This window comes from Streptomyces sp. NPDC037288 (assembly GCF_055603265.1).
This window is the reverse complement of record NZ_JBVJVY010000001.1, coordinates 64,254-81,744: the sequence shown is the minus strand read 5'-3', so window position 1 is coordinate 81,744 and position 17,491 is coordinate 64,254. Positions and strand designations below refer to the sequence as shown.

The window sequence follows — 17,491 nt, the reverse complement described above, 5'->3', positions numbered from 1 at the left end:
AAGGCCTCACTCCCTGCCGGACGCCGCCACCGCCAGCACGCCCGACGCCCCCGCCGCGATCAGCAGCGGGACGCCCAGGCCGTGATGGAGGACCAGCCATGCGCCCAGGCAGGCGCCGGCGAGCATCGCGATCACCGCGGCCGTGCGGCGCGGCGAGCGGTGCGCGGTGGCGTCACCGAGGCGGGACTCGGCGGCCAGGCCGGTCAGGGTCATGGTCAGGACGGTGGTGGTGGTCAGGCCGGCGACGCCCAGTTTGCGGACGGTCGCGTTGCGCAGGCCCATCGCGAACGCCGTCAGGGCGATCAGGGCGTAGCGGGTGCCGGTGCTGTCGGGCCAGGCGAAGGCCACCACCGCCGAGGCGCCGACCAGGACCGCCTCCGCGGCCAGCGTCAGGCGGGTCCACCGGCGCCGGGAGCCGGCTGCGGCGCGGGCCGCCAGCCGGCCGCCCGTCACCGCGCCGAGCAGGAAGCAGGCCAGTGAGGTGGACGTGTGCGGGACGGAGAAGCCGGGCGCGCCGGCCGCCGCGAAGCCCAGGACGACCACGTTGCCGGTCATGTTGGCCGTGAAGACCCGGCCCACGCCCAGATAGCTGACGGCGTCGATCAGACCGCTCACCACGGTCAGGACCAGCAGTACGATCACCAGCCGCACCCCACGCGCCTCGGGATCGCACGTCTCCGCCGCCGATGCCTCCTCCGCTGCGCTCACCGCTCCAGTTGACCACGCGGAGGTGAGGGAACGCCGAAGGCGGCGGCCCGGGATCGGGCCGCCGCCTTCAGAGGCTTCGGGTGTCGGCTCAGTACCAGCCGTTGGCCTGCCAGAAGCTCCAGGCCTTGGCCGGGCTGCCGTAGCGGGAGTTCATGTAGTCCAGGCCCCACTTGATCTGGGTGGCCGGGTTGGTCTTCCAGTCGGCGCCGGCCGAGGACATCTTCGAAGCCGGCAGGGCCTGGACCAGGCCGTAGGCGCCGGAGGAGCTGTTGGTGGCGGAGGGGTTCCAGCCACTCTCGTGCTCGACGATCTTGCTGAACGCGTTGAACTGCGCGGCGTCCGGGATCATCTTGTGCGCGATCGCCTGGGCGGAGGAGGCCGAGTTCGGGGCGGCCTGGGCGGGCGCCGCGGACAGTGCCATACCGGCGGTGGCGGCGGCCACGGCGGCGGCGGTGAGGGCCCTCTTCGGGGAAGCGATGCGGCGGATGAAGGAGACGGACACGGAGAACCTCTTGCGTCGGGGACAGGGGATCGCCCGCATGGGATGGACCACGCACTGTGGCCGCATGCGTCGGCGCCGCGGCCCTGAGGGCTCGTGGCGCCTGGCGACGTCATCCAGACAAGCAGGCCCGAAGTCGGTCCGCAATGACCCCTTTTACTAGTTGTGGCCGGATTGACGGGAATCGCCTGCTCTGTGGCGTGGCTCTCAGTGCGCAGGTCAGAGGGGGTGCGTGAAGGGGCGTATCGGGCATTCGGGACTACGGCCCCGAATCGTAGGTGACCTGCGTCATGTGGGGTGCTTCACCGCCTCGCTCACCACCCGGATACGGCGCCTCACCCACCGTCCTCGTCGAATGTGACCGCGGTCTCGAAGGCGGCCCGCCGGGTGGCCCGGCGCAGCGCGCGCAGCACGGCCGGCCCGAGGGCGAGGGTCAGCGCCACCGTGCAGACGGCCCGGCCCAGGTCCCAGCCGAGCGAGGTGGCCAGGCAGTAGGCGAGGAAACGGGCCAGGTTGGCGGCGACGGAGGCGTGCGCGTCGAAGGAGATGCTCGAGGCGGAGGCGCCCATGAACGGCCAGCCCGCCAGATTCATGACCGTGCCGTAGGCGAAGGCGGCGAGGAAGCCGTAGCCGGCCAGCAGCAGCAGTTCGCCGCGCCCCCGCAGCCGCACCGCCCCCGGCAGCAGTCCCGCACCCATCGTGAACCAGCCCATCGACAGCATCTGGAACGGCAGCCACGGCCCGACCCCGCCCGTGAGCAGGGCGGACGCGAACATCGTCACCGAGCCCAGCGTGAAGCCGAAACCGGGGCCCAGCACCCGCCCGCTGAGCACCATCAGGAAGAACATCGGCTCGATCCCGGCCGTCCCCGCGCCGATCGGGCGCAGCGCGGCCCCGGTCGCGGCCAGCACGCCCAGCATGGCCACGGCCTTCGGCCCGAGATCCGACTCGGAGATCGTCGCCGCCACGACCGCGACCAGCAGTACCAGCAGGCCCGCGAAGAGCCAGGGCGCGTCCTGGGCGTGGGCGCTCAGCTGCGAGGTGGGCGGAGCCAGGAAGGGCCAGCAGAAGGCGACCATGCCGACCGCGCTGACCAGCGCCAGCGCGGCGAGCGAGCGGGGGCCGAGCCGGACGGCGTGCAGCCGCGCGGCACCCGGCCGTGCGGCGCTCATCCGAGGGCCTCCCGTACCTGGGCCACGGTGAGCCACTGCTGCGGTGCGAGGATCTTCGTCACCTGCGGCGCGAAGGACGGCGAGGAGACGACGATCTGCGCCGTCGGCCCGTCGGCGATCACCTCGCCCTCGGCCAGCAGCACCACCCGGTGCGCGATCTCGGCCGCCAGCTCCACGTCATGCGTGGCCAGCACGATCGCGTGCCCCTCGGCGGCGAGTCCGCGCAGCACGCCCGCCAGGCGGGCCTTGGCCGCGTAGTCCAGGCCGCGCGTCGGCTCGTCGAGCAGCAGCAGGGGTGGCCGGGCGGTCAGTACGACGGCGAGGGCGAGCGCGAGGCACTGGCCCTCGGACAGGTCGCGGGGGTGTGTGCCGTCCGTGATCCCCGGCAGTAGCTCGGAGACCAGGGCTCGACAGGTGCCGGGCTCGGCCCCGGCGTCCCGGTCGGCCGCCGCGCACTCGTCGGCGACCGTGTCCGCGTAGAGGAGGTCCCGCGGCTCCTGGGGGACGAGGCCGACGCGGTGGAGGAGGTCGCGGGGGGTGGTGCGGTGGGGGGTGACTCCGCCGACGGCGACGGTTCCGGTGGTGGGAGTCACGAGTCCGACGAGGGAGCTGAGCAGGGTGGACTTCCCGGCGCCGTTGCGGCCCATGAGGGCGATCGTCTCGCCGGGGGCGACGGTGAGGCCGACGTGCCGGAGGGCGTCCGTGCGGTCGCGGCGGACGGAGAGGGAGCGGACTTCGGCGACGTGGGGGTGCGGGGCTTTCGGGGCGGGGGAGCTGCGGCGGCGGAAGAGGTGCCGGTTTCCGCGGCGGGAAGCGCCCCGAAGGGGCGCGGGGCCGTAGCGATATGCGGCTCCGCCGCGGGGCGCGGCCGGCCCCGGGGTGCCCGCAGCCGTCGCGCGAGTGCCACCCGCTGGGGAGGCCGCCAAGCGTTCTCTCAGGTCACCGGCGCGGCGGCGGGCGTCTCTCACCGTGAGGGGAAGCGGAGACCAGCCTGCCAGCCGCCCCAGGTCCACCACCGGAGGAAACACAGGGGACACGGCCATCACCTCGGCCGGGGTGCCGACGGCCGGCGCTTCGCCGGGGCCGGGCAGCAGGACGACCCGGTCGGCGTACTGGATCACGCGTTCCAGGCGGTGCTCGGCCATCAGGACCGTCGTGCCCAGGTCGTGCACCAGGCGCTGGAGCACCGCCAGGACCTCTTCCGCGGCGGCGGGGTCCAGTGCCGAGGTCGGCTCGTCCAGGACCAGCACCCGGGGGTGCGGGGTGAGGACCGAGCCGATCGCGACCCGCTGCCGCTGCCCGCCGGAGAGGGTGGCGATGGGGCGGTCGCGCAGTGCGGCGAGGCCCAGCAGGTCGAGGGTCTCCTCCACCCGGCGCCGCATCACCTCCGGGGCGAGCCCCAGCGACTCCATGCCGTAGGCGAGTTCGTCCTCCACGGTGTCGGTCACGAAGTGGGCGAGCGGATCCTGCCCCACCGTGCCGACCACGTCGGCCAGTTCGCGCGGTTTGTGGGTACGGGTGTCCCGGCCGGCCACCGTGACGCGGCCGCGCAGGGTGCCGCCGGTGAAGTGCGGCACCAGACCGCTCACCGCGCCGAGCACGGTCGACTTGCCCACCCCGGACGGGCCCACGAGCAGCACCAGTTCGCCTTCCGGCACCTCGAAGTCGACGCGCCGGACGGTGGGTTCGGCCGCACCGTCGTACGTCACGCTGACATCCTCGAAGCGGATCACGACGGCTCCTTGGGGGCCTGGGGTACGACGAAGGCGGGGAGCAGGGCGAGGAGGACCGCCGCGGCGGGCCACAGGGGAAGGGCGGGGGCGATCAGCGGGACGACACCGGGGTGCAGGGATTCCGGGTCGCGGGTCGAGGCGAGCGTGAGCAGCGCGGCCACGGCGACGCCGGAGCCGGCGACCAGCCAGGCCCGCGCGTCCCACGGATCCGGGCGGTACCGGGTGCGCAGGGAACGCCGGCCGCCGAGCCGCAGACCCGTGAGCGCGGCGGCGACACCGGCGAGCAGCAGCGGGATGCCGTACGTGCCGCCCTCCGCGGTGAGCAGCCCGTACGTGCCGGCGCACACGCCGAGCAGGCCGCCGAGGGTGAGCGCGGCCGTCGTACGGCGGACACGGGCGGGGACCTCGACGGCACGGCCGTAGCCGCGGGCCTCCATCGCGGCGGCGAGCGCGACCGAGCGTTCCAACGCGCCCTCCAGGACCGGCAGTCCGACCTGCAGCAGACCGCGCAGGCCCCGGTCCGGACGGCCACGCAGGCGGCGGGCGGCGCGCAGGCGCCGGACGTCGGCGACGAGGTGCGGGGCGAAGGTGAGGGCGACGACCACGGCGACGCCCGTCTCGTACAGCGCGCCGGGCAGGGATTTCAGCAGCCGGGTGGGACTGGCGAGCGCGTTCGCCGCGCCGACGCAGATCAGGAGGGTGGCCAGCTTCAGCCCGTCGTAGGCGGCGAAGACGAGCGCCTCGGCGGTGACCCTTCCGCCCAGGCGGATGCCCTGTGCCCAGTGGGGCAGCGGGACCTCGGGGAGGGTGAGGAGGGTGTGGGTGCCGGGGATCGGGGAGCCGAGTGCCACCGAGAACAGAAGGCGGATGAGGAGGACGGCGAGGGCGAGCCGGGCGAAGGCGGTGTAGGCGTGGGAGGTGGCGGCGGGGGTGCGGTGCGTTGCCACGACGTAGGCGGAGGCGGATATGAGGAGGGCGAGCAGGAGGGGGTTGGTGGTGCGGGTGGCGGCGGTACCGAGGCTCAACGACCAGAGCCACCAGGCGCCGGGGTGCACAGTGGCAGGACTGCCCGCGGCCCGCGCCCCGTATGGGGCGCGGGCCGTATCGATCTGCGGCTTTGCCGCGTGGGCGCGACCAGTCACGGACGGCCCGCGGTCAACCGGAGGCATTGCGCCGCCGCCGGGACTGCCACACCGCCGCGCCTGCCAGCAGGGCGACGACACCCGCGCCGATCGGCAGACCCAGTGAGGGGCCGCCTTCCGAACCGCGGCTCTTTGCCGTTGCCTTCCGGCCGGAGGCCACCTGCTCCCCGCACCCCCTCTTCGGATAGCCGGCGATCGCACACAACAGCGCGTTGGTGTCGTACCGGAGCGGCTTGGCCACCGCGGCCAGCGCGTCCGCCGTCGTCGCGTCGGCGGACACCCGCGCGCACGCCGTGCGACGCGCCGGCGGTGTCTCGCCGGACGGCGCGTCCGCGGCGGTGCCGAAGTCGAGGACCAGGGCCACCCGTTTCGTACCGGACGCGGCGGGCGTCCCCGCACAGATCGTGCCGAAGTCCGCCGCACCCCGGGGCCGGCTCGCGTCCGCCGAGTCCGCGCTCACCGCGAAACGGAAGCCCGCCACGGCACCGTCGTCGGGACGGAGGGTCGACGGGCCCTGCGTGGCGTACGTCCAGTGTCCGCCCGTCCGCTCCCAGAAGGACCAGTAGCGGTAGCCCGCGGCGTGCGCCTGCCCGGCCCCTGCCAGCAGGACGAGCGCGGCGCCCAGCAGGCTCGCGGCGCGGCGGACCGCGGTCACGGCTGCTGCTTCTTCCGGCCGCTGAGCAGGAAGCCGACGCCGATGCCCGCGACGAGGCAGACGCCGACGAACCACCAGACACCCGAGCCCGAACCGTCGTCGGACCTCTCGGACTTCTCGGTCCCGTGTGCGGCGGAGTCCATGCTCGGCGCCGGGCCCAGCCTGTTCAGGGAGCGGACCAGGCTCGTGCCGCCGAAGTCACCCGGTTGCGCGCCGACCGCGTGCGCGGCGAGGATCAGCTGGGCGTAGGCGGCGGGGCCGCCCTGCTTCGCCCAGTTGAGAGCGTTCTTCTCCAGCCAGGTGTACGACTGCATCGCCTGCGTCAGCCGCCCGTCCGCGGCGAGCGCGACCACCGTGTCCGCCGTGTTGCCGTAGTCCGGCTGGTCCGTGGTACCGGGCAGCGTGGACGTCAGGTGCCCCCTCTTCGCGACGAGCGACGCGAGATGCGCGCCCGCGTTGTCCGCGACCCGCGCCGGGGTGAGGTGCTTGCCGGTGACGCACGCGCTGTCGCCGGGCGTCTTGCCGGCCCTGGTGACGAACCCCTTGCCGAGCGCACCGAGCACGCCCGCCGCCGTCGCGTCCGCGTTGGCGAACAGCTTGCCCTTCTTGTCCGGCTGGAAGGCCAGCCCGCCGCCGCCGGTCTGACTGCAGGGGACGGACCAGCCGGCCAGCAGGTCGTAGGGCGACTTGCCGGACTTGCGTATGTCCGCCGGGTCCGTGCCGACCGCGGTCAGCGCGCCGATGACGACGGAGGTGGAGTTCGTGTCGCTGGCCCCGCCCGGAAGGTAGCCCCAGCCGCCGTCCTTGTTCTGCACCGACTTCAGCCAGGTCATCGCCTTGCCGACGGTGTCGTCGTGCCCGCCGGCCGCCTTCAGCGCCTGGACCGCGGCGGCCGTGCTGTTGGTGTCCACCATGACCTTGCCGTCGCACGCCTTGGCGGGGGTGGCGCGGAAGGCGGCGAAGGCGCCGCTCGCGCACTGCTGGCCCGCGAGCCAGTCCACGGCCTCCGCGGCCGGCCGGTAGCCGAGGGTCCGCTGGGCGATCAGCGTCAACGACTGGCGCCATACCCCGTCGTTGGTCGGGTCGGAGGTGCCGTACAGCCCTGACGGGATCGCCACCTTCGGAGACGGGGACGGGCCGGCGGCCGTGGCGGGCGCGGCGGCGGCCAGCACGCCTACGGCGGCGAGAGCCGCGGCACTGCGGCGGACGTTCATGGTCGGCGACTGCCTCTCCCTGCGGGGAGCCGGGCAGCGCACGGGTGGGCCCCGGGCGGCTCGGCTCCGTAAACCTCGACGGTGCCGTGCGCGGCGGGCGGCCGACGCACGCAAGCCGGTCAACGTGCCGCAGGGGGCGTTCCGGCTCACCATCCTCGGGATGGTTGACGGATGGGGCTGCCCCCGAGCTCCAGCGAAGTCGAGAGCTTGAGGGAGGGTCAGCGCCGGAATTGCACCGGCTTCCCCCCGTACGGGTGTGATGACGACCCCGCCACCTTACCGGGAGCCCTCAGAGCCCTGAGGAGTGGCTGTGCGACAGCGCCCCGAATCCCGCTACGCCGCATCCAGTGCCCGCTCACACTCCAGGGCGTCCGCGCCCTCGACGACCCAGTACTCCCGCGAAGCCCGCCGGCAGGCGCCGTCGGCGAAGCGGATCGCCGCCGCCCGCTGCCGCGTAGGTGTCACGTCGGGCACCGCCCCGCACGCGAGCGCCAGTGCCGCCGCCACCAGATCCACCCCCGTCGCCCGTTCCACGAGCCAGGGAATCAGGTCACCGGGCAGGTGCGGCGAGACACCGGTCACCCTCGGTCCACGCTCGGGCAGCCGCAGGCCCACGTGCGCGACGGCGTGCCTGAGGCCGAGTGTCCGCACCGTACGTTCCACGGTCCGCCGTACGAACCGGTTGTGCAGCAGCGGGTCATGAGCGTGGACGGAATGCCCCAGCGAGGTCGTACGGGTCAGCGCGGTGATGCGGACCTCGTCGTCCAGGACGACGGTCTCGGCGGACATCAGTGGCCCCTCGGTGTCCTCCGGCCCCGCGGGCACCACCCGGTTCCGGAGCAGCAGCGCCCGTAGCGCCGGCGGATCGGCGCAGACGGCGGCCGTCTCGTACGGCAGGCCCGGCAGGCCGAGCCGTCCGGTGATCCGCGCGGCCACGGCCAGGTGCCCCCTGTTCCAGCTCAGCACGCCGGCGACCGGGTGGCGGGCGGCGTACCGCGCCACCGTCTCCGCGGTCTCCGCCTCATGCGCCGGGTCGGCCACGAGGTGACCGGACAGGAACGGCCGCGCCCAGCCGGGCGCAGAGGTGTCGACCAGCACCACCGGGCGTACGGCGGCGATCCGTGCCAGCGGGTACCCGCCGTGTGCGGCCCGGCCGGCCCCCAGCAGAAGGACGGGCTGCAGCATCGGCGCACCACCTTCACGGGAGGAGCGGGACAGAGACACCCCGGATGCCGCTCCCCCATAGACGGCACCCGGGGCGGGTCTGGATGGCACCCGGGCGGGTGGAATCTTGCTCTCTGTGTCGTGATCCTCACCCGCCGCGCCCTCAACTGTCAACGATTACTGCCATCTTCGGCAGGAAGCCTTGTCGCGTCTGGTCGGCGAACGAGTGACCGGGTAGCCTCGCCGTCAGCCCAGCCACCGAACGGACGACACGCCCAGGGGGGACCTCGGTGAGTGACGCCTACGCCTCGCTGGCCGCTGTCCTGGACCGGCTCGGTGAGTTGACCGGCCGGCCCGGCCGGCTGCCGGAAGTCCTCGACGTGGCCGATCTGTCCCATCGCACGGGCATCCCCGTGGGGGTCGTCGTCGAACTGCTCGCCGGCGGGCGGGCACCGGAGACCTGTCTGGCCGGGCGGGTGCGCCAGCGGCTGGACTTCATCCGCGAGACCCGGCGCCGGCCCGACGGCAAGCGGTACTCGCTGGACGAGCTGGCGAGGATCGCCGGAACCAGCCGGCAGTGGCTGAGCGAATGGCGCAAGAGCGGGATGCCGGGCCTGCAGCACACCGACCGGCTGCGCCGCTTCTTCGGCCTGCCCGCCGGCTTCTTCACCGCCGACGAACCGGAGGCGCTGCAGGAGGCGTTGCGGCCCGTGCTGCAGAGTCTGGAGGCCGAGACCGACCCGCTGGTGCGGCTGCGCGAGAGCGGACTCGTCCGGCTCGCCGCCCGCGCCCCGCAGATGAATGCCCGGCAGCTCGCCACGCTCGCCGACCTCGCCGAGATGATCATCACGGCGGAGCGCGGACTCGGCTGAACCGGGCCGGGCCCCACCGGCCCTCAGCCGGCCTTCGGGGTGTCGCCGCCGAAGGGCAGGTGCAGCGTGCGGGAGGCGATCAGCCAGCTGCCGCCGGTCCGGCGGAAGGTGTCCTCGTAGTGCCCCACCTGGACGGGCGGTCCGGCGGGGACCATGCCGCCCGCGTATCCGTCGACGCGGTACGTCGAGAAGTACGACACGGCGGTGGCCGTGGTCCGGCCCGTCACCGTGACCAGGACGTTGGACATCAGGCGGCGCGAGAGCCGGTCGGCGGGACGGGAGCCGAAGTACGCCCGCAGCGCCTCCCGGCCCTCGATCCGGCGCCCGTCCCCCGGCGGGGGCCACTGCCAGCTGCCGTCCTCGGTGAACAGCTCGGCCACGGAGGCCGGTTCACCGAGGTCGAGCCGGTGGACGAAGTCGATGATCAGGCGCTCGCAGGAGTGCTGGGCGACGAGACTGCGCAAGGGGTCCATGGGCCTGTCTAACAGGGACGCCCCACGGGACGCGACCGGATTGCACCGCGAGGTGCTTCACCGGATCACGCCGCGAGGTACGCCACCGGCTCGCTCCCCGCCACCGGCTCCGCGCGGCCCTGCTTCACCAGGCGGCGCAGATGGGACTCGGCCTCCGAGACCGCGATGTTCCGGGAGCCGTAGGGGATCTCGGCCCAGGGGCGGTTCCACTCCATGCGCTCGGCGAGCTGCCAGGGTGTGAGGGGCTCGGCGAGCAGGGCGAGCAGGCCGGCCAGGCGCTCTTCGTGGTGGTCGAGCAACTCCCGTACCCGGCCAGGCGCGTCGGTGAAGGCGTGCTGGTGTGCGGGCAGGACCTCGGCGGGGGCGAGCCGGCCGACCCGCTCCAGGGAGTCGAGGTAGTCGCCGAGGGGGTCCGTCACGGTCGCGTCGTCGGGATCCTCGTACAGGCCGATGTGCGGGGTGATCCCGGGCAGCAGGTGGTCGCCGCTGAACAGCCTTCCGCGGCCGGGCAGTCGGGAGGGGTGCTCCTCCTCCAGGTGCAGACAGACGTGGCCGGGGGTGTGGCCCGGGGTCCAGATCGCGCGCAGCCTGCGGCCGGGCAGGTCGAGGAGTTCGCCGGGGACGATCTCCCGGTCCGGCAGGGCGGGGGAGAGGCCGGGCAGGGTCCGGGGGGCGCCTGGGGTGCGCAGCGGTGCAAGGTGTTCCTCCGGGGCGCCGGCCGCCGCGAGTTTGGCGCTCATGTACGTGAACCACCGCTCGGGGCGGGCCTCCCGGGTGCGCCGTACGACCGCGGTGTCGGCGGCGTGCATCGCCACCCACGCGCCCGAGGCCTCGCGCACCCGGCCGGACAGGCCGTGGTGGTCGGGGTGGTGGTGGGTGATCACCACGCCGTGGATCTCGCCGGCCGAGGTGCCGCAGGCGCGCAGGCCCTCCGCCAGCGCGGCCCAGGAGCCCGGGTCGTCCCACCCGCTGTCGACCAGCACCGGGCCGCGGTCGGTGTCCACGACGTACACCAGCGTGTGGCCGAGGGGGTTGTCCGGGATGGGAACGGCCACGGACCGTACGCCCCCGCCGTGCTCCAGTGTGCGCACCATCAGCCCTCCACCCCTCCGCCCCTCCGCCCCTCCGCCCCTCCGGCCCACGGCCATTGCCCATGGTAACTAGAACTGGTATCAGTTCTGAAACAGCGTCAGAAACATGCGGTGCGGCGGGAGGCGGCAGGCCATGACCGAGCTCGTGGAACACGGACGTCTGTTCATCGGCGGGGAGTTGACCGATCCGCTGGGCAAGGACGTCATCGAGGTGATCTCGCCGCACACCGAGGAGGTCATCGGCCGGGTGCCGCACGCCTCGCGGCAGGACGTGGACCGGGCCGTGGCCGTCGCGCGCCGCGCCTTCGACGAGGGGCCGTGGCCGCGGGCGACGCTGGAGGAGCGGATCGAGGTCGTCACCCGGATCAAGGACGCCATCGCCGCCCGGCACGAGGAGATCGCCCGGGTGATCTCCGCGCAGAACGGCTCCCCGTACTCCTGGAGCGTCCTCGCCCAGGCGCTCGGCGCGATGATGGTGTGGGACGCGGCGATCAGGGTCGCGCGGGACTTCACGTACGAGGAGCGCAGGGACGGTGTCCTCGGCCCGATCCTCGTCCGCCGCGAACCGGTCGGTGTCGTCGCCGCCGTGGTCCCCTGGAACGTCCCGCAGTTCGTCGCCGCCGCCAAGCTCGCCCCCGCGCTGCTGGCCGGCTGCACGGTCGTACTCAAGCCGTCCCCCGAATCGCCGCTGGACGCCTATCTGCTCGGTGAGATCGCCCGCGAGGCCGGCGTGCCCGAGGGTGTGCTCTCCATCCTCCCCGCCGACCGGGAGGTCAGCGAGTACCTGGTCGGGCACCCCGGCATCGACAAGGTCTCCTTCACCGGCTCGGTCGCGGCCGGCAAGCGGGTGATGGAGGTCGCCGCCCGCAACCTCACCCGGGTCACGCTGGAGCTGGGCGGAAAGTCGGCGGCGGTCGTCCTGCCGGACGCGGACGTCGGGGCGGCGGTGTCGGGGATCGTCCCGGCGGCCTGGATGAACAACGGGCAGGCCTGCGTGGCCCAGACCCGCATCCTCCTCCCGCGCACCCGCTACGACGAGTTCGCCGACGCCTTCGTCCAGGCCGCGAGCGCCCTGAAGGTCGGCGACCCGCTGGACCCGGCGACCCAGGTCGGCCCGCTGGTCGCGCAGCGCCAGCAGCGCCGGAACCTCGACTACATCCGCATCGGCCAGGAGGAGGGCGCCAAGATCCTCACCGGCGGTGGCCGGCCGGCGGGTCTGGAGCGGGGCTGGTACGTCGAACCGACCCTCTTCGGCGACGTCGACAACAACATGCGCATCGCCCGCGAGGAGATCTTCGGCCCGGTCATCTGCCTGCTGCCGTACGACGACGAACCCGAGGCCGTGAAGATCGCGAACGACTCCGACTACGGTCTGTCCGGCAGCGTGTGGACGGCCGACGTCGAGCACGGCGTCGAGGTCGCCCGGCAGGTGCGCACCGGCACCTACTCGGTCAACACCTTCAGCCTGGACATGCTCGGCCCGTTCGGCGGCTACAAGAACTCCGGGCTGGGCCGGGAGTTCGGCCCCGAGGGCTTCGGCGCGTACCTCGAACACAAGATGATCCACCTGCCGGCGGGGGCGTGAGCATGGGTGACCGCTGGCACGTCGAGGTCGACCGGTCGCTGTGCATCGGCTCGGCCCAGTGCCTCCACCACGCCCCGCAGGCCTTCCGCCTCGACTCCGCCCGCCAGTCCCATCCGGTGGAGCCGGACACCGACGCCGGCGAGCCGATCCTGGAGGCGGCGGAGAGCTGCCCGGTGGAGGCGATCGTGATCACGCTGGTCGGGGGCGGGGAGCCGGTGTTCCCACCCGAGGACTAGGACCTGGCCGACAGGTGGGTGACAGCCGGGCTGCCGATCGCCGTGCGCCGCGTATCAGGCGTGCACCGACAGGCCGGGCGAGCACAGGGCGCCCGAGGAGTTCGTCATGCACAGGTTGATGTAGAGCTTGGTGCCCTCGGCGACGTTCTTGGTCTTCTGGACACGGTTGCCGAATCCGCGGGTGCTGATCTTGATGCCTACGGACGCCTCGCCGCGCGTGCCGAGGCCGTCGTTCATGAAGTCGGAAACGTAGAGAGTGTCGCCCTTGGGGTACATGTCGCCGCCGGGGTCGGCCTGCCAGTGGGCCTCGGCGACGACGTTTCCCCAGCGGTCCTTGGCCCAGATGGTGCCGTCACCGAACCCGCCGTAGCGAGATCCGAAGGTGACGTGGGGAAGCCCGGCCGCGGCCTTCGGGGCAAGCGGCCTGTCGGAGTCGGCGGCGGCGGGTGCGGCGAAGACCGCGGCGGCGACGAATGCGGCGCCTGCCGCAGCGGCGGTACGCGTGAGGATGGAGATCACGGCTGGCTGTCCCCCGTGTCAGGTGGCGAGGTCGTGGTGACGCGAACAGCTGCCGGCCGGCGGGCCGGGGAGGCCTTCCAGCCGAACGGTGAACGCCCTTTCAGGATGCCGGGACGCGGCCGGTACGTCGTCAGCGCAGAGTGCACAGCCGAGTTGGCAATGAGTTCACTCGTGCACCCGGAGGGCCTGGTACCGGTGGGCGGGCTGTCTCCTCCCGTCGCAGCCGCGTCAGCGGGAGGCGCCCGGCTCCGTCAGGTCGATCAGGCGGCACACCGTCTCGATGTCGATCTTCACCTGGGCGATGGACGCGCGGCCCGAGAGCCAGGTGATCAGGGCCGAGTGCCAGGTGTGCTCGATCACCCGGACCGCCGAGAGCTGCTCGGGCGTGGGGTCGTCCAGGCCCATCGCGTCCAGGATGATCAGGGTGGTCTGGCGGGAGACCTGGTCGACCTCCGGCGAGACGCTGCGGTCGGCGAAGGTCAGCGCGCGGACCATCGCGTCGGCCAGGTGCGGCTCGCGCTGGAGCGCGCGGAAGGCGCGCATCAGGGTCTCCGCCACCCGCCCGGCGGCCGTTTCACCCGTCGGCGGCTTCTTGCGCAGCGTGCCGTGCATGTGCTCCAGCTGGTCCTGCATGGTGGCGACCAGCAGGTGCACCTTGGAGGGGAAGTAGCGGTAGAGCGTGCCCAGGGCGACCTGGGAGGACTCGGCGACCTCACGCATCTGTACGGCGTCGAACCCGCCCCGGCTGGCCAGTTGGGCGCTCGCGTGCAGGATCCGGCGGCGGCGGGCCTCCTGGCGCTCCGTGAGCGACGAGGAGGGCCGGACCGTACCGGCTTCCACCTTGGATTCCGCAGGCATGTCCGCAGGCATGGGTCCCGTTCCGTGACAGTCGGTGAAGGCGTCTGTGGGGCACGTGATCAGTCGGCATGGCAGGGCGGCGCGCCGTGGCGTGAATCACCTGATCCACTGCTCACAGCACTCCTACCTGCCGGTAGATTCAGAGCCTCTTGAACGATCAAGTCTGAAACTTGTTCTAGATTAGCGTCCCGTCGTAGTCTCGCGGGACAGTGCAGGCAGAAGGGGGCACGGAGTGACCGCTGAGGCCCGGGATGCGGGTGCCCAGGAGGAGCCCGCAGCCGACGGCGAGCGACCGCTCGACATCGCGCTCCTCACCTATAAAGGGAACCCGTTCTGCGGCGGCCAGGGCGTCTACGTCCGCCATCTCTCGCGCGAGCTGGCCCGGCTCGGCCACCGCGTCGAGGTCATCGGCTCCCAGCCGTACCCCGTCCTCGACGAGGGCGCGGACCACGCCGGACGGCTCACCCTCACCGAACTGCCCAGCCTCGACCTCTACCGCCAGCCCGACCCCTTCCGCACCCCCGGGCGCGACGAGTACCGGGACTGGATCGACGCCCTGGAAGTCGCGACGATGTGGACCGGCGGCTTCCCCGAGCCGCTGACCTTCTCGCTGCGCGCCCGCCGCCATCTGCGCGCCCGGCGCGGCGCGTTCGACGTCGTCCACGACAACCAGACCCTCGGTTACGGCCTGCTCGGCGACATCGGCGCGCCCCTGGTCACCACGATCCACCACCCCATCACCGTCGACCGGCAGCTGGAGCTGGACGCGGCGGAGGGCTGGCAGCGGCGGTACTCGGTCCGGCGCTGGTACGCCTTCACCCGGATGCAGAAGCGCGTCTCGCGCCGGCTGCCCTCGGTCCTCACCGTCTCCGGCAGCTCCCGGCAGGAGATCGTGGACCACCTCGGCGTACGCGACGACCGCGTCCACGTCGTCCATATCGGTGCCGACACCGGTCTGTTCGCGCCGAATCCGGCCGTACCCGAGGTGCCGGGCCGGATCGTCACCACCTCCAGCGCCGATGTCCCGCTCAAGGGGCTGGTGTTCCTGGTGGAGGCGCTGGCCAAGGTGCGCACCGAGCACCCCGCGGCCCATCTCGTCGTCGTCGGCAAGCGCCCGGCCGAGGGCCCGGTCGCGGCGGCCGTCGAGCGGTACGGCCTCGAAGACGCCGTCGAGTTCGTCAAGGGCATCTCCGACGCCGAACTGGTCGACCTGATCCGCTCGGCCGAGGTCGCCTGCGTGCCCTCGCTGTACGAGGGTTTCTCGCTGCCCGCCGCCGAGGCCATGGCCACCGGCACCCCGCTGGTCGCCACGACCGGCGGCGCGATCCCCGAGGTCGCCGGCCGTGACGGCGAGACCTGCCTGGCCGTACCGCCCGGCGACGCGGGGGCGCTGGCCACCGGGCTCGGCCGGCTGCTGGGGGACCGTGAGCTGCGGGCGCGGCTCGGTGCGGCGGGCCGGGAGCGGGTGCTGCGGCACTTCACCTGGGCCCGCGCGGCAGAGGGAACCGTGGCCCACTACCGCGAGGCCATCGCCCGCTCAGCGGGCCCCGGCCGCTCCGCGGCGGACGGCAGCCGCTCCGTGGCACCGATATCCGGCCGTTCCGCGGCACCGATACCCGGCCGCTCCGCGGCCTCACCGAGTGTTGCTTCCGCGGCCTCGGCGAGTGCTGCTTACGCGGCCTCGACGAAGGTTGCTTCCGCGACCTCGACGAGTGACACCGGCGTCTACCCCGAAAGCAGGGCCACGTGCTGACCGTCGACTTCTCCCGGTTCCCGCTCGCCCCCGGCGACCGAGTCCTGGACCTCGGCTGCGGGGCCGGCCGGCACGCCTTCGAGTGCTACCGGCGCGGCGCCCAGGTCGTGGCCCTCGACCAGAACGGCGAGGAGATCCGCGAGGTCGCCAAGTGGTTCGCCGCGATGAAGGAGGCCGGGGAGGCACCGGAGGGCGCCACCGCCACGGCCATGGAGGGCGACGCGCTGGCCCTGCCCTTCCCGGACGACTCCTTCGACGTCGTCATCATCTCCGAGGTGATGGAGCACATCCCCGACGACAAGGGCGTGCTCGCCGAGATGGTCCGTGTGCTCAGGCCGGGCGGCCGGATCGCCATCACGGTGCCGCGCTACGGCCCGGAGAAGGTCTGCTGGGCGCTGTCCGACGCCTACCACGAGGTCGAGGGCGGCCACATCCGCATCTACAAGGCCGACGAGCTGGTCGGAAAGATCCGCGAGGCCGGCCTGAAGCCGTACGGCAGCCATCACGCGCACGCCCTGCACTCGCCGTACTGGTGGCTGAAGTGCGCGTTCGGCGTCGACAACGACAAGGCGCTGCCGGTGCGGGCGTACCACAAGCTGCTGGTCTGGGACATCATGAAGAAGCCGCTCGCCACGCGGGTCGCCGAGCAGGCCCTGAACCCGCTGATCGGCAAGAGCTTCGTGGTCTACGCGACCAAGCCGCACCTGCCGCGGCTGTCCGACGAGGTGGCCGCCAAGTGACCACCCCCCGGACGGAACACCTCGTCCTGCCCGGGGTCCTCACCGCCGGGCAGGCCGCCGCGACCGTCGCCGGCATCCTCGCCGTACAGCGGGAGGACGGGGCGATCCCGTGGTTCCGCGGGCACCACCTGGACCCGTGGGACCACACCGAGGCCGCGATGGCCCTGGACGCGGCCGGCGAACACGAGGCCGCCGAGCGGGCCTACGACTGGCTGGCCCGGCACCAGAACGAGGACGGCTCCTGGTACGCCGCCTACGCCGACGGCGCCCACGACGACGTCACCGACCGCGCCCGCGAGTCCAACTTCGTCGCCTACATAGCCGTAGGCGTCTGGCACCACTACCTGTCCACCGGTGACGACACCTTCCTGGACCGCATGTGGCCGACCGTCTACGCGGCCATGGAGTGGGTGCTCGGACTCCAGCAGCCCGGCGGCCAGATCGGCTGGCGCCGCGAGGACGACGGCACGCCCACCGCGGACGCCCTGCTCACCGGCAGCTCCTCGATCCACCACGCGCTGCGCTGCGCGCTCGCCATCGCCGAACAGCGTGAAGAGCCGCAGCCGGACTGGGAGCTGGCGGTGGGAGGACTGCGCCACGCGATCCGCCGCCACCCGGAGCGCTTCCTGGACAAGGACCGCTACTCGATGGACTGGTACTACCCGGTCCTCGGCGGCGCGCTGACCGGCGAGGAGGCCAAGGCCCGCATCGAGGAGTCCTGGGACCGGTTCGTCGTCCCCGGCGTCGGCGTGCGCTGCGTCGTGCCCAACCCCTGGGTCACCGGCGGCGAGTCCAGCGAACTCGCCCTGGCCCTGTGGGCGGTGGGGGAGTCCGACCGCGCCCTGGCGATCCTGCAGTCCATCCAGCATCTGCGCGACCCCGAGAGCGGCCTGTACTGGACGGGCTACGTCTTCGAGGACGACGCGGTCTGGCCCCTTGAACTCACCACCTGGACGGCCGGCTCCCTGCTCCTCGCCGTCGCCGCTCTGGGCGGCCACGAGGCCACGTGTGCGGTCTTCGGCGGTGAACACCTGCCGACCGGCCTGGACGCCGACTGCTGCCCTTAGACGACGCCGA

The 17,491-nt window shown here is 73.0% G+C and carries 18 protein-coding genes; 6 read left to right on the top strand and 12 right to left on the bottom strand.

What is annotated here, in order from left to right; translation table 11 throughout:
• Positions 1-6 precede the first annotated feature (6 nt).
• The 8 genes from ACZ7GZ_RS00435 to ACZ7GZ_RS00400 all read right to left on the bottom strand — a co-directional run bounded on the left by ACZ7GZ_RS00435 (position 7) and on the right by ACZ7GZ_RS00400 (position 8,308).
• The gene (locus ACZ7GZ_RS00435; protein WP_471019295.1) at positions 7-708 is read right to left on the bottom strand and encodes a YoaK family protein; all 702 of its coding nucleotides are present in this window, start codon (positions 706-708) and stop codon (positions 7-9) included.
• Positions 709-796: 88 nt separating this feature from the next.
• The gene (locus ACZ7GZ_RS00430) at positions 797-1,210 is read right to left on the bottom strand and encodes an aggregation-promoting factor C-terminal-like domain-containing protein (RefSeq protein WP_471019290.1); all 414 of its coding nucleotides are present in this window, start codon (positions 1,208-1,210) and stop codon (positions 797-799) included.
• A 332-nt stretch (positions 1,211-1,542) separates the two neighbouring features.
• Complete coding sequence (locus tag ACZ7GZ_RS00425) at positions 1,543-2,379, bottom strand: ECF transporter S component (RefSeq protein WP_471019288.1); 837 nt, start codon at positions 2,377-2,379, stop codon at positions 1,543-1,545.
• Entirely contained in the window at positions 2,376-4,112 is a 1,737-nt protein-coding gene (locus ACZ7GZ_RS00420; RefSeq protein ID WP_471019285.1) for an ABC transporter ATP-binding protein, read from the bottom strand. Before ACZ7GZ_RS00420 ends, ACZ7GZ_RS00425 begins: the two co-directional genes overlap by 4 nt.
• Positions 4,109-5,281, bottom strand: a complete 1,173-nt coding sequence (locus ACZ7GZ_RS00415) for a CbiQ family ECF transporter T component (RefSeq protein WP_471019282.1) — start codon at positions 5,279-5,281, stop codon at positions 4,109-4,111. The genes ACZ7GZ_RS00420 and ACZ7GZ_RS00415 overlap by 4 nt, the downstream gene beginning before the upstream one ends.
• Positions 5,268-5,909, bottom strand: coding sequence for an SCO2322 family protein (locus ACZ7GZ_RS00410; protein ID WP_471019279.1), 642 nt, complete (start codon positions 5,907-5,909; stop codon positions 5,268-5,270). The genes ACZ7GZ_RS00415 and ACZ7GZ_RS00410 overlap by 14 nt, the downstream gene beginning before the upstream one ends.
• Positions 5,906-7,123 (bottom strand): prenyltransferase/squalene oxidase repeat-containing protein, encoded by a 1,218-nt coding sequence (locus ACZ7GZ_RS00405; protein WP_471019276.1) that lies wholly within the window; start codon positions 7,121-7,123, stop codon positions 5,906-5,908. The genes ACZ7GZ_RS00410 and ACZ7GZ_RS00405 overlap by 4 nt, the downstream gene beginning before the upstream one ends.
• Positions 7,124-7,456: 333 nt before the next feature.
• Entirely contained in the window at positions 7,457-8,308 is an 852-nt protein-coding gene (locus ACZ7GZ_RS00400) for a hypothetical protein (protein ID WP_471019274.1), read from the bottom strand.
• A gap of 269 nt (positions 8,309-8,577) precedes the next feature.
• Between ACZ7GZ_RS00400 and ACZ7GZ_RS00395 the strand changes: the two genes are divergently transcribed.
• Positions 8,578-9,159 carry an XRE family transcriptional regulator gene (locus ACZ7GZ_RS00395; protein ID WP_471019272.1) on the top strand — a complete coding sequence of 194 codons (582 nt, stop codon included), beginning with the start codon at positions 8,578-8,580 and terminating at the stop codon, positions 9,157-9,159.
• A gap of 23 nt (positions 9,160-9,182) precedes the next feature.
• Here ACZ7GZ_RS00395 and ACZ7GZ_RS00390 read toward each other — a convergent pair whose 3' ends face one another.
• Both ACZ7GZ_RS00390 and ACZ7GZ_RS00385 read right to left on the bottom strand, forming a co-directional pair.
• Positions 9,183-9,632, bottom strand: coding sequence for a nuclear transport factor 2 family protein (locus ACZ7GZ_RS00390; RefSeq protein WP_471019270.1), 450 nt, complete (start codon positions 9,630-9,632; stop codon positions 9,183-9,185).
• A gap of 65 nt (positions 9,633-9,697) precedes the next feature.
• On the bottom strand, positions 9,698-10,726 hold the full coding sequence (locus ACZ7GZ_RS00385) for an MBL fold metallo-hydrolase (RefSeq protein WP_471019268.1): 1,029 nt from the start codon (positions 10,724-10,726) through the stop codon (positions 9,698-9,700).
• A gap of 130 nt (positions 10,727-10,856) precedes the next feature.
• Between ACZ7GZ_RS00385 and ACZ7GZ_RS00380 the strand changes: the two genes are divergently transcribed.
• Together ACZ7GZ_RS00380 and ACZ7GZ_RS00375 are read left to right on the top strand one after the other, a co-directional pair.
• Entirely contained in the window at positions 10,857-12,308 is a 1,452-nt protein-coding gene (locus tag ACZ7GZ_RS00380; protein WP_471019266.1) for an aldehyde dehydrogenase, read from the top strand.
• A gap of 2 nt (positions 12,309-12,310) precedes the next feature.
• Positions 12,311-12,544: a ferredoxin gene (locus ACZ7GZ_RS00375; RefSeq protein WP_471019263.1), complete on the top strand. Its 234-nt coding sequence runs from the start codon at positions 12,311-12,313 to the stop codon at positions 12,542-12,544.
• Between the two features lie 54 nt (positions 12,545-12,598).
• On the opposite strand, the gene ACZ7GZ_RS00370 is transcribed toward ACZ7GZ_RS00375, so the two are convergent.
• Positions 12,599-13,063, bottom strand: a complete 465-nt coding sequence (locus ACZ7GZ_RS00370; protein ID WP_471019261.1) for a hypothetical protein — start codon at positions 13,061-13,063, stop codon at positions 12,599-12,601.
• 228 nt (positions 13,064-13,291) lie between these two features.
• A complete protein-coding gene (locus tag ACZ7GZ_RS00365) occupies positions 13,292-13,921 on the bottom strand; it encodes a TetR family transcriptional regulator (RefSeq protein ID WP_471019258.1) in 630 nt (209 codons plus the stop codon).
• A gap of 232 nt (positions 13,922-14,153) precedes the next feature.
• Between ACZ7GZ_RS00365 and ACZ7GZ_RS00360 the strand changes: the two genes are divergently transcribed.
• From ACZ7GZ_RS00360 to ACZ7GZ_RS00350, 3 genes are read left to right on the top strand one after another with little or no spacing between them, the layout of a single operon-like run.
• A complete protein-coding gene (locus ACZ7GZ_RS00360) occupies positions 14,154-15,674 on the top strand; it encodes a glycosyltransferase family 4 protein (protein ID WP_471019256.1) in 1,521 nt (506 codons plus the stop codon).
• Positions 15,668-16,414 carry a class I SAM-dependent methyltransferase gene (locus ACZ7GZ_RS00355; RefSeq protein ID WP_471019253.1) on the top strand — a complete coding sequence of 249 codons (747 nt, stop codon included), beginning with the start codon at positions 15,668-15,670 and terminating at the stop codon, positions 16,412-16,414. The genes ACZ7GZ_RS00360 and ACZ7GZ_RS00355 overlap by 7 nt, the downstream gene beginning before the upstream one ends.
• Entirely contained in the window at positions 16,411-17,481 is a 1,071-nt protein-coding gene (locus ACZ7GZ_RS00350; protein ID WP_471019251.1) for a prenyltransferase/squalene oxidase repeat-containing protein, read from the top strand. Before ACZ7GZ_RS00355 ends, ACZ7GZ_RS00350 begins: the two co-directional genes overlap by 4 nt.
• Positions 17,482-17,491 lie beyond the last annotated feature (10 nt).

Bases quoted from the DNA above. Each gene is read 5' to 3' on its own strand.
- ACZ7GZ_RS00425 (WP_471019288.1), bottom strand. From the start codon at position 2,379: ATGAGCGCCGCACGGCCGGGTGCCGCGCGGCTGCACGCCGTCCGGCTC.
- ACZ7GZ_RS00415 (WP_471019282.1), bottom strand. From the start codon at position 5,281: ATGCCTCCGGTTGACCGCGGGCCGTCCGTGACTGGTCGCGCCCACGCG.
- ACZ7GZ_RS00405 (WP_471019276.1), bottom strand. From the start codon at position 7,123: ATGAACGTCCGCCGCAGTGCCGCGGCTCTCGCCGCCGTAGGCGTGCTG.
- ACZ7GZ_RS00400 (WP_471019274.1), bottom strand. From the start codon at position 8,308: ATGCTGCAGCCCGTCCTTCTGCTGGGGGCCGGCCGGGCCGCACACGGC.
- ACZ7GZ_RS00390 (WP_471019270.1), bottom strand. From the start codon at position 9,632: ATGGACCCCTTGCGCAGTCTCGTCGCCCAGCACTCCTGCGAGCGCCTG.
- ACZ7GZ_RS00385 (WP_471019268.1), bottom strand. From the start codon at position 10,726: ATGGTGCGCACACTGGAGCACGGCGGGGGCGTACGGTCCGTGGCCGTT.
- ACZ7GZ_RS00380 (WP_471019266.1), top strand. From the start codon at position 10,857: ATGACCGAGCTCGTGGAACACGGACGTCTGTTCATCGGCGGGGAGTTG.
- ACZ7GZ_RS00375 (WP_471019263.1), top strand. From the start codon at position 12,311: ATGGGTGACCGCTGGCACGTCGAGGTCGACCGGTCGCTGTGCATCGGC.
- ACZ7GZ_RS00365 (WP_471019258.1), bottom strand. From the start codon at position 13,921: ATGCCTGCGGAATCCAAGGTGGAAGCCGGTACGGTCCGGCCCTCCTCG.